This is a genomic window from Arthrobacter wenxiniae (assembly GCF_013376105.1).
Classification (GTDB): Bacteria; Actinomycetota; Actinomycetes; order Actinomycetales; family Micrococcaceae; genus Specibacter; species Specibacter wenxiniae.
On sequence record NZ_JAAMFM010000005.1, the window covers coordinates 190648 to 201600 of the forward strand.

At 67.6% G+C, this 10953-nt stretch carries 10 protein-coding genes; 6 read left to right on the plus strand and 4 right to left on the minus strand.

What is annotated here, in order from left to right:
• Positions 1-51: 51 nt before the first annotated feature.
• Entirely contained in the window at positions 52-1089 is a 1038-nt protein-coding gene (gene glpX, locus G6034_RS06010; protein WP_176634191.1) for a class II fructose-bisphosphatase, read from the minus strand.
• Positions 1090-1301: 212 nt separating this feature from the next.
• Here glpX and G6034_RS06015 point away from each other — a divergent pair, with 212 nt between their 5' ends.
• The 5 genes from G6034_RS06015 to G6034_RS06035 all read left to right on the plus strand — a co-directional run bounded on the left by G6034_RS06015 (position 1302) and on the right by G6034_RS06035 (position 6725).
• Positions 1302-1913 (plus strand): DUF4245 family protein, encoded by a 612-nt coding sequence (locus tag G6034_RS06015; RefSeq protein ID WP_176634192.1) that lies wholly within the window; start codon positions 1302-1304, stop codon positions 1911-1913.
• Between the two features lie 32 nt (positions 1914-1945).
• Entirely contained in the window at positions 1946-2569 is a 624-nt protein-coding gene (locus G6034_RS06020) for a carbonic anhydrase (RefSeq protein ID WP_343037952.1), read from the plus strand.
• Between the two features lie 112 nt (positions 2570-2681).
• Positions 2682-4112: a class II fumarate hydratase gene (locus tag G6034_RS06025; protein ID WP_176634194.1), complete on the plus strand. Its 1431-nt coding sequence runs from the start codon at positions 2682-2684 to the stop codon at positions 4110-4112.
• Between the two features lie 226 nt (positions 4113-4338).
• Entirely contained in the window at positions 4339-5022 is a 684-nt protein-coding gene (locus G6034_RS06030) for a TetR family transcriptional regulator (protein WP_176634195.1), read from the plus strand.
• Positions 5019-6725 carry an MDR family MFS transporter gene (locus G6034_RS06035; RefSeq protein WP_176634196.1) on the plus strand — a complete coding sequence of 569 codons (1707 nt, stop codon included), beginning with the start codon at positions 5019-5021 and terminating at the stop codon, positions 6723-6725. Before G6034_RS06030 ends, G6034_RS06035 begins: the two co-directional genes overlap by 4 nt.
• 177 nt (positions 6726-6902) lie before the next feature.
• Here the strand turns inward: G6034_RS06035 and G6034_RS06040 are convergent, their stop codons facing one another.
• Both G6034_RS06040 and G6034_RS06045 read right to left on the minus strand, forming a co-directional pair.
• A complete protein-coding gene (locus tag G6034_RS06040) occupies positions 6903-7373 on the minus strand; it encodes an NUDIX hydrolase (RefSeq protein WP_176634197.1) in 471 nt (156 codons plus the stop codon).
• Between the two features lie 237 nt (positions 7374-7610).
• On the minus strand, positions 7611-8123 hold the full coding sequence (locus G6034_RS06045) for a prepilin peptidase (RefSeq protein WP_176634198.1): 513 nt from the start codon (positions 8121-8123) through the stop codon (positions 7611-7613).
• Positions 8124-8192: 69 nt separating this feature from the next.
• On the opposite strand from G6034_RS06045, the gene G6034_RS06050 reads away from it, so the two are divergent.
• Complete coding sequence (locus G6034_RS06050) at positions 8193-8981, plus strand: hypothetical protein (protein ID WP_176634199.1); 789 nt, start codon at positions 8193-8195, stop codon at positions 8979-8981.
• A gap of 82 nt (positions 8982-9063) precedes the next feature.
• On the opposite strand, the gene G6034_RS06055 is transcribed toward G6034_RS06050, so the two are convergent.
• The gene (locus G6034_RS06055) at positions 9064-10857 is read right to left on the minus strand and encodes a molybdopterin-dependent oxidoreductase (protein WP_176634200.1); all 1794 of its coding nucleotides are present in this window, start codon (positions 10855-10857) and stop codon (positions 9064-9066) included.
• Positions 10858-10953: the final 96 nt, after the last annotated feature.

Sequence of the window (10953 nt, forward strand, 5' to 3'; positions counted from 1 at the left end):
CCGGCTGGCAGGTGCCGGCCCGGATCAGGCGTTGGCGCGACTGAGCGCCGGTCAGCTCCGGCGGGCGTAGGTCTCCCACTTGTGCGCCTGGTGCTCGCCCTCGACGAAGCGGACGGTGCCTGACTTGGAGCGCATGACGATCGACTGGGTCAGCACGCGGCCCTTGTCGTAGCGCACGCCCTTGAGCAGGTCGCCGTCGGTGATGCCGGTGGCGGCGAAGTAGCAGTTGTCGCTCGTGACGAGGTCGTTCGTGGACAGCACGCGGTCCAGGTCGTGGCCGGCGTCGAGCGCCTTTTGCTTCTCGTCGTCGTCGGTCGGCCAAAGGCGGCCCTGGATGACGCCGCCCAGGGTCTTGATGGCACACGCGGCGACGATTCCTTCGGGCGTGCCGCCGATCCCCATGAGCGCGTCCACCCCGGTGCCGGCGCGGGCGGCCGCAATGGCGCCGGCCACGTCGCCGTCGAGGATGATCTTGGTGCGGGCGCCGGCGTCGCGGATTTCCTGGATCAGCGCCTGGTGGCGGTCGCGGTCAAGGACCATGACGGTGAGCTGGTTGACCTTGACGCCCTTGGCCTTGGCGATCAGGTGCAGGTTTTGCTTGACGGGCAGGCGCAGGTCCACCATGTCCGCGGCCTCGGGACCCGTGACCAGCTTCTCCATGTAGAACACGGCGGAGGGGTCAAACATGGTGCCGCGTTCCGCCACCGCGAGCACGGCCAGGGCGTTGTTGATGCCCATGGCCGTCAGGCGCGTGCCGTCAATGGGGTCCACGGCGACGTCGCACTCGGGGCCGGAGCCGTCGCCCACCACCTCGCCGTTGAACAGCATGGGGGCCTCGTCCTTTTCGCCCTCACCGATGACCACGACGCCGTTGAAGTGGACGGTGGAAAGCAGCGAACGCATGGCGTCGACGGCGGCACCGTCGGCCAGGTTCTTTTCGCCGAAGCCAACCCAGTGGCCGCCGGCAATGGCCGCGGCTTCGGTGACCCGGACCAGTTCCAGGGCCAGGTTGCGGTCCGGCTCGTCGTCGCCGACGGCCAGGGAGCGGGACAGCTGGGAAAAGTCTAGTTGTGATGCTTTTTGAGCCACGTAAAACCCTCATTTTCAAAAGTGGGAACAGGGTCACCGCGTGCGACGGTGCACGCCCCTCCCGTATGGACACCCACTCCCTCAATCATAGGTGCACTGCCGGCGGGCGCGTCCTCTGTAACACCGCATTACCTGGCGGCGGCATGAACGTGAGCTGTGCCACGGCACGGTCCCCGGCATTTGCGGGACAAATCTCTGGGACAATGGGGGACGTGAGTGAATCCCCCCAGAACACCCCGGTCAAGCCCGTCATTGCCGCTGCGGCGGCCAAGCGGGCCAACGCCTCCATGGTGGGCATGCTGCTCGCCGTGCTCTCCACCCTGGCCATTGTGCTGACCATCGTGTGGCTCAACCCGCAGCGCGACGCCGGGGCCTACCGCCAGACGGTGGATGTTGCCGGCATCGCCGCCAACGCCGCGGACACGGCAGGCTTTGTGCCGGCGGCGCCGAAGCTGCCAGCCGGCTGGTACGCGAACTACGCCCGCTGGAATTCCGCCGGCGCGGACGGCGTGGCCTTCTGGGACGTCGGCTTTGTGACCTCCGCGAACACCTTCATCGCCCTGCGCCAGTCCGCGGACGCCAATCCGAGCTGGGTTGCCGCCCAGGCGGAGGACGCGCCCGTGACGGGGACACGAACGATTGCGGGGCACACCTGGGAGCTGCGGGACAAGCCCAAGGGTGACCGCAGCCTGGTGCTCAAGGACGGCAAGACCACGATTGTCCTGACCGGCGCGGCAGAGTTCAAGGAATTCGACACCCTGGCCGCCGCAGCCACGCGCGCGCAGGCCGTCCCATCCACCACTGCAGCAAAGGGCGCTAAATAATGACTGGCGGCGAAGACGGCAACATCAACGCAATTTCCACCCCGCATACCCCGGCGGAAGCGTGGAAGACCCTCATGGACGGCAACCGCCGCTTCGTGGGGAGCAGCTCCTCCCACCCCAACCAGGATGCCGCCCGCCGCACGTCCCTGATGTCCACCCAGCACCCCTTCGTCATGATCTTTGGCTGCTCGGACTCGCGCCTGGCCGCGGAAATCATCTTTGACCTGGGCCTCGGCGACGCGTTCGTGGTCCGCACCGCCGGGCATGTCATTGACAACACCGCGCTCGGCTCGCTCGAGTACGGCGTGGAATACCTGGGCGTTCCGTTGATCGTGGTCCTCGGGCACGACAGCTGTGGCGCCGTGACTGCCACCAAGGCCGCCGTGGAAACCGGGAGCATGCCCGCCGGCTTCATCCGCGACCTCGTCGAGCGGATCACCCCGTCCGTGCTGACGTCCCTGCGCAAGGACAAGGACAGCGGCATCGGCGAGATGGTCGAGGAACACGTCAAGCAGACTGCCGCCCGCCTGGTGGAGAATTCCCCCATCATCGCCGGCGCGGTCGCCCGCCAAAAAACCGCCGTCGTCGGCCTGACCTACCGCCTCAACGACGGCAGCGCCGACCTCGTCTACAGCAACGGCCACATCGGCCTTTAGGCCCCCCAGCGCAGAGATGGACGACGGCGGCCCCTTAGGGTCCGGCGTCGTCCATCCCTTAACGCCGTGGGAAGGTTTTTGGGAGCGCAGGCGGCGGCGATATGGTGGAAGCATGACTGACACTGCCGCGGCCACCGCACAAGAGTTCCGCATTGAACACGACACGATGGGCGAGGTCCGGGTCCCGGTCAACGCCCTCTACAAGGCCCAGACGCAGCGCGCCGTCGAGAACTTCCCGATCTCGGGCAAGACGCTGGAGCGGGCGCACATCGAGGCGCTGGCCCGGATCAAGAAGGCCGCCGCGCGGGCCAATGAGGACCTGGGTGTGATCGACGCGGACCTCGCGGACGCGATCGCCGATGCCGCTGACCGCGTTGCCGCCGGTGAATTTGACGGGCATTTCCCCATCGACGTCTTCCAGACCGGCTCGGGGACGTCCTCCAACATGAACATGAACGAGGTCCTGGCCGAGCTGGCCACGCGCGCGCTGGCGGCCAGCGGCAGCGACAAGGTGGTCCACCCGAACGACCACGTCAACGCCTCCCAGTCATCCAACGACGTCTTCCCCACCTCCGTGCACGTCGCGGCCACGAATGCGCTCCTGAACAACCTCATCCCGGCGCTGACCTACCTGGCCGCGTCGCTGTCCCGCAAGGCGGAGGAATTCAAGGATGTCGTCAAGTCGGGCCGCACGCACCTCATGGACGCCACCCCCGTCACACTGGGCCAGGAGTTCGGCGGCTACGAGGCACAGGTCCGCTACGGCATCGAGCGGATCGAGGCCTCGCTGCCCCGCGTCGCCGAGGTCCCGCTGGGCGGCACCGCCGTCGGCACCGGCATCAACACCCCGGCCGGCTTCCCGCAGCGCGTGATCAAGCTCCTCGCCGAGGACACGGCGCTGCCCATCACCGAGGCCCGCAACCACTTCGAGGCGCAGGCCAACCGCGACGGCCTCATCGAGGCGTCCGGCCAGCTGCGCACCATCGCCTACTCGATCATGAAGATCGCCAACGACCTGCGCTGGCTCGGCTCCGGCCCCAACACCGGCCTGGGCGAAATCGCCATCCCCGACCTGCAGCCCGGCTCCTCGATCATGCCCGGCAAGGTCAACCCCGTCATCTGCGAGGCCGCGATCATGGTGGCCGCCCAGGTCATCGGCAACGACACCACCATCGCCCTTTCCTCCACCAACGGCGCCTTCGAGCTGAACGTGGGCATCCCGGTCATGGCCGCGAACCTGCTCGAGTCGATCCGCCTGCTCACCAACACCTCCCGTGTCATGGCGGACAAGATGGTGGACGGGATCACGGCCAACGTCGAGCGCGCCCGCTTCCTGGCCGAGGCGTCCCCGTCCATCGTGACGCCGCTGAACAAGTACATCGGCTACGAGAACGCCGCCAAGATCGCCAAGCACGCCATCAAGGAGGGCCAGACCATCCGGGAAGCCGTCCTGGCGCTGGGCTTCGTGGACCGCGGCGAACTGACCATGGAGCAGCTCGATTCCGGCCTGGACGTGATGGCCATGACCCGCGCCCCGCAGTAGCCCCCCGTTGGGGATGATGACGCCGCTGAGGGACGAAGCGGCGTCATCATCCCCAACCCCAGCGTCCCGGCACGACGGCGGCGGGTGACCTTCCACACGGAGGGTCACCCGCCGCCGTCGTCCGTCCCGTCCGGGACGTCCGGGGCGTCGTCATCTCCAACCGGGTGGGGAACGTCACTTCCCCTGAACTTTGCACTTTTGGATAAATAGTGCAAACTTTTACTTTGTGACTGAAAGTGCAAATAAAGGTTCCGCGCCGGGGCCGGGGCTGCGGGCACGCAAGCGGGAGGCAACCCGGTCCGCCATCACGTCGGCGGCCCGGCGTTTCACGGCGGACCACGGGCTCAGCGGATTCACCATTGAGCAACTGTGCGAGGACGTCGGCATCTCCCGCCGGACGTTCTTCAATTACTTCCCGTCGAAGGAAGACGCCATCGTGGGGCACCTGCTGGACGAGTTCCCGGCGGAGGCGCTGGCCGCGTTCGCTGCCGGGGGCAGCACGGAAGCCGGCGCGGAGCGCGGGCCGCACGGCTTGACCACCACGCTGCTGCGCGACCTGTTTGCGCTGACAGTGGCGATGGCGGACCAAATGGACTTCACGAGGGAAAACGTCCGGGCGCTGATCGAGGTCATGAAGGTGGAACCCCAGCTCATGATCAAGATGATGGGCAGCGCAGAAGCCCGCGAGCACGAGTTCGCAGACATCATCGCCCAGCGTGAAGGCCTCGACCCGGACGATCCCGCGGCCCTCCTGGTGGCCAGCCTCTTCGGGACCCTGTCCCGGCGGGCCAGCCAAAGGTTCTTCTCCGAGGAGAATACCCTGCGCTACCCCGACATCCTGGCCGGCCACCTGGCCCAGGCCCGGCAATTCTTCGTTTTTTCTGCTCTGACCTTTGAAGGGACCAGATGAGTACCGCCATCAAGGCAGGGCAGCCGCTCCTGTTGACCCAAAAGAGGATCTGGATCATCTTCTCCGCACTCATCGCGGGAATGCTGCTCTCCAGCCTCGACCAGACCATTGTCTCCACCGCCATGCCCACCATTGTGGGCAAGCTGGGCGGGGTGGAGCACCAGACGTGGATCACCACGGCCTACCTGCTGGCAACCACCATCGTGATGCCCATCTATGGCAAGTTCGGTGACATCCTGGGCCGCCGGAAGCTGTTCCTGCTGGCCATTGCCATCTTTACCCTGGCCTCCGTTGGCTGCGCCTTGGCCACGGGCTTCTGGGGCTTCGTGATCTTCCGCGCCATCCAGGGACTGGGCGGCGGCGGGCTGATGATCCTCTCGCAGGCCATCATCGCGGACATTGTCCCCGCCAACGAGCGCGGCAAGTACATGGGCCCGCTGGGCGCCATCTTCGGCCTGGCCGCCGTGGCCGGCCCCCTGCTGGGCGGCTACTTCGTGGACCACCTGACGTGGGAGTGGTGCTTCTACATCAACATCCCCGTGGGCATCACCGCCTTCGTGATCGCGTTCTTCACGCTGACCCTGCCCAACAAGAAGGCCGGGAAGAGGATTGACTACATGGGGGTGGCGTTCCTGTCCGTCGCCACCACCTGCCTGATCTTCTTCACCGACTTTGGTGGCAAGGCCGGCGGCTGGACCTCCATGGTGACCTGGGGCTGGGGCGCCGGCCTGCTGGCCGCCGTGGCGCTGTTCGTCTTCACGGAGGCCCGCGCCCAGGACCCGATCATCCCGCTGTCCCTGTTCAAGAACCCGATCTTCCTCAATTCAACGGCCATCGGCTTTGTCCTGGGCATGGGCATGTTCGCCGCCCTGGCGTTTGTGCCGACGTTCCTGCAGATGTCCTCGGGCACCTCCGCCGCGGAGTCCGGCCTGCTGATGCTGCCCATGATGGCCGGCCTGATGGGCACCTCCATCTGGTCCGGGATCCGCATGACCAAGACCGGCAAGTACAAGATGTTCCCGATTGCCGGTTCCGGGCTGACCATCATCACCATGTGGTGGATGACCACGCTGTCCGCCAGCACCCCGATCTGGGTCATCTGCGCCCAGCTGTTCGTGTTTGGCGCCGGGCTGGGCCTGATCATGCAGATCGTTGTCATCGTGGTGCAGAACTCCGTCCCCGCCGCGCAGCTGGGCACCGCCACCAGCACGAACAACTACTTCCGCGAGGTGGGCTCCGCCCTGGGCGTGGCCGTGTTCGGCGCCATGTTCACCACCCGGCTCTCCAGTTCCCTGACGGAGCTCTTCACGAAGGCCGGCGCCTCCCCCGAGCAGGCCGGCAGGTCGATGTCCACCCTGGACCCGCAGGCCATGGCGCAGCTGCCGCCGGCCGTCAAGGAGGGCATCATCAACGCGTACGCCAACGCCCTGGCGCCCGTGTTCTGGTACCTGATCCCGTTCATGGTCATTGCCCTGGTGCTGGCCCTGACCATGAAGGTCATCCCGCTCTCCGGCACCGCGGGCATGGTGGCCCGCGGCGAGGCGATCGGCGGCGAGTACGCGGTCCGCCTGGAGGCAGAGCGCGCCGCCGGCACGGCCCGCGCGGCAGCCGCGGGCGCGGAGTCCCCCGCAGTCGAAGCCGTTGGCACGGACACCCTGGTGATCACCGGGGACCTCGCCAAGGAAACCCCGGACAAACCGTAGGGCTGCGCTGAAAGGGCTCCTGCGGTGGGTGGATTGTCGCTTCACCTGGACGGCGCGGGGTTTCCCTTGACGGCCACGGGCCAGGCCCCAAGCGCCGGCGCCGCTGCCCTCACGGCGTCGACGAGGACCTGCGCGGCCCCGGCTGCGGCGGCGCGTGGACCCCGGCGGGGCCCGGTGTCAGCGCTGGAAGTGGGGCTCGCCGTCGAACGCCAGGGCACGCTGGATGCAGGCGAGGTGGCCGGGACGCAGGGGCGGCAGGTCGGAGACCTCGAACCAGCCCACGGCGAGCGATTCATCGTCGTTGACGCGGGCGGTGCCGCTGACGTGGCGGGCGATGAATTCAATGTTCAGGAAGTCGCAGACGTCGCCGTTTGGAAAGGTCACGGGGCCGACCGCCGCGATGCCCAGCAGATGCTCGATCTCGACGACGACCGCGGTTTCCTCGAAGATTTCGCGGACCATGCCGGGGCCCGGCTCCTCACCGGGTTCCAGGATGCCGGTGATCAGCGCCCAGCCGCCGGTGTCGGAGCGCTCCCCCAGCAGCACACGGCCGCCGGCGTCAAACACCACGGCGCGCACGCCGGGCAGCCAGAGCGGGTCGTGGCCGATCTTCTTGCGGAGGTTGACGATGAATTCCGGTGAGCCCATGCGTCCAGCCTATCCGGGTTGGATGCCGCACTTTGGGTCTGCGCGGCCAGGGAAACCAGGGCACGCCACGGCGCCCCTTTGTGGTGGTTGCACGGTCCCATGCGGGAAAGCGAAGCCGGCAGCAGGACTGCCGGCACCAGGGGGCTCCGCAGGTGCACGGGCTGGGCGGCAATGCGGGCGCGTGCCATGGCGGCAGGGCCGGTCCCGAAGTACGCGGCAGTGCCGCGGTGCCCCGGCTCAGCCGGGGAGCAGCAGCAGGGTGGCCAGGGCGCCGGCCAGCATGGACGGGCCGAAGGGAATGTGCGACTTGGCCGTGCCCCGGCGCGCCGCGATCAGGGCCACGCCCCACAGCCCGCCGGCCACAAACCCCGCCGCGGCGCCGAGCAGCACGTGGTTCCAGCCGAGAAAGCCCAAATACATCCCCAGCACCCCGGCCAGCTTGACGTCGCCAAAGCCCATGCCCGCCGGGTAGACGGCCCAGAGGACCCAGTACAGGGCACCCAGCGCCAGCAGCCCCGCCAGGGCGCGCCACAAGTGGACGGGCTGGCCGGCCAGCAGCGCCACCGAGCACAGCAGGATCCCTGCCACGGGGTAGGCCGGCAGAACCAGCCTGTCCGGCAGCGTGTGGGTGCGGATGTCAACGATGCTCAGCTGGACGGCGAGGAACAGGAGGTAGAGGCACGCCGCCGCGGCGCAGGCAGCCGCCAGCGGCTGGGATGCCTCCCACAGGTCCAGCAGCCGGGTCACCATAGCCGTGATGCTACGCCATGGATGCCCCCGCCGGGGCCCGGTTTCGCGCTCCCGGCGTAAGCTGTGGATATGACCGGCCTGCCCATGACCCCCGAGACCTTCCGGCACTTGTGCCGGTCCTCGCCGTGGCGCTGGCAGAGCCTGAGGTTTGAACTCCACCGCCGTGAGTCCGCCGCCGTCCGCGAGGGGCGCGCTCCGGCCGGGACCCCGGCGTCGGACACGGACGTGGCCGCCATGAAGTGCTGGGTGCGGCGCCCCGGGGCACTGCGGGTGGAGACCCTGGACGGCAGGCTGCTGGCCAGCACCACCAGGATCAACGAGTCCAAGGATTCGCTGTTCATCAGCGGCAACCGCAAGCCGTGGCTGCTGCGGCCCAGCCTGGTCAACCCCGTGAAGGACGCCGACGGCTACGTGGTGCGCCGCCCGGAAGCGCTGTACGGCGAACCCGCCTACGGCTCGGGACGCTTTGCCGCCGCGCTGGACCCCGTTGAACTGGCCGGCGAGCGCCCGGTGCCGTTGGAGAAGCCCTTTGCCAATGTGGCCGAGGTTTCCGACATTGCCATGGTGGAGCACCACGGCCGGCCCGCGGTGGACGCGATCCTCACCGCCAACGCCTCCTACGCCGCGCTGTTCCCCACCGCTCCCCTGCTGTACCCGGGGCGGACGGCGGTGCGGATCGACCTGGAGACGGCCGTGTGCGTTGCGAGCCAGTCGCTCGACGGCGACACCGCCGGGGCGGGGCACGCCCTGGTGCTGCTGGGCATCGATGAATACATGCTGGACGACCTCTTCGAGGAGGTCAGCATGGGCCTGACGGACGTGCGGGCCCACATCCCGTGGGACCTTCCGGGGTCGTAGCCCAACCCGGCCCCGGGCATGTCGCCCCCATCGGCCCGTTCGCGGGCGCTGCACGCCCCGGCGTCGCTCGTCGCCCTTCCGGTCAGATGGACTGGCGGTAGCCGAAGAACTCGTGGTCCTCGTTGTAGCCGCCGAAGCCGCTGCCGAGCCCGGAAAAGTCCTCAACGAACTCGATGCCCTTCACCCACTTGACCATCTTGAATCCCAATTGGGTTTCATTGCGGAGCCGCAGCGGTGCGCCGTGGCCGAAGGAGAGTGCCCCGCCGTTCATGTCATAGGCCAGCATGGTGAGCTTGTACTTCATTTGCCCGATGTCGTGGGCGTCATAGTAGACGCCCTGGTCCGGCCCGTCGCCGAAGGAGTAGAACACCACCCATTTGGCGGCGGGCAGGGGACGGGCCAGGTCGAGGATGGCCTGCATCGACACCCCGCCCCACTTGGCCACCCCCGACCAGCCCTGGATGCAAAAGTGCTGGGTGATTTGTTCATGGTAGGGCATGGCGCGCAGCTGCGAGAGGCTGAGATCAACGGGGTTTTCAACAAGGCCGTTGATGCGCAGCCGGTAGTCGACAAATTTGCCCGCCTCCAGCGCCTTGTATTCGGCCGAGTCCGGGTACTGGCCGTTGTGCCACAGGTACGGCGAAATGTCCGCTTCCGTGTACTCGCCGGGCTTCGCGTCGATGTGTTCAAACAGACGCTGCGCCGGTCCAATCAAGGCGTACCCGATCCGCTGGACCACCCGGGGGTGGCGGATGGTGAACGGCGTGGCCGCAACCCAGCCCGCCACGACCACCACCATCGAGGCCGAGAAGATCCAAAAGCCGATCCAGGTGCCATCGTCCCGGCCGGCATACATGTGGTTCAGGTTTTGCAGGGCACCGGTGGTGGCCACCAGCGCCACGTGGATGACGATGAACACCAGGAACCAGACCAGGACAAGAAAGTGGATTGACCGGGCAGTCTGGATGCTCAGGACCTTGCTGACCCGGCGGAACCGCGTGGACAGCGCCGGCGACATTCCCAGCCCCGTGACCAGCGCCAGCGGGGCAGCAATGAAGATCGTGATGAAATAGGCGATCAGCTGCAAGCTGTTGTAGTTCGTCCACCCGGTCTCCACCGGCCACTGGAGGGACAGGTACTGTATCGCCACCGACACGGCATTGGGGACAACGTCCCAGTGCAGGGGAACCACCCGCATCCACTGTCCGGTCGCGAACAGCAGCACATAAAAGATGAGGCCGTTGAGCAGCCACAGCGTGTCCACGCCCAGGTGCCACCACCGGGCCAGGCCGATGGAGTGCCGCATTCCGGGCAATCCCACTTGGTGCGGAAGGCTGATGGAATCCTTTTTCGCCGTCCACAGCGGCTCGGGCGGCACGGGCCTTTGGACGCGAAACCACTCCCTGCCGGGCGTGCTGTGCCTGGTCCAGTACAGGCGCGGGTGGTCGGTGAGGATTTGCGCGCCGGAGCGGATGATGAAGATGAGGAAGAACATGTTCAGGAAGTGCTGCCAGCCAATCCAGGCCGGGAAGCCCGACGGCGCGGCGACCGGCAGCGCGGACGTGCCGGGATACTGTGCCATGAAGTGTTCGACGGCGGGAAGCCCGCGGATGCCCTTGGCCACGGCGACGGCGGCGAGCAGCAGCACAAAGCCAAGGGGCAGCAGCCAGAGGAGGTTGAACCACCGGTTGGTTCCGACGCGCACCCGCGGGGCCACGCCGCGGTCTTGCGGCAGGGACCCGGCGAAGGTGGCCGGGTCAATGGTGTTTTCGCCGTGGACAAGCTGGTTCCGGAACCCCTCCTCCCGGCCGGGGGTGCCGGCGGAAGCCGGTCCGTCCGGGAGATTCTCCGGCGTCGAGGGGTCAGGTGGGGGCATGGTCACAACGTAACACCGAAACCGGCAAACTGACATGGCCCCCGGCCCCGCACCCACCGCCGGGCGCCCCCGGCCCCGGGGGGGCGGCGGCGGGGG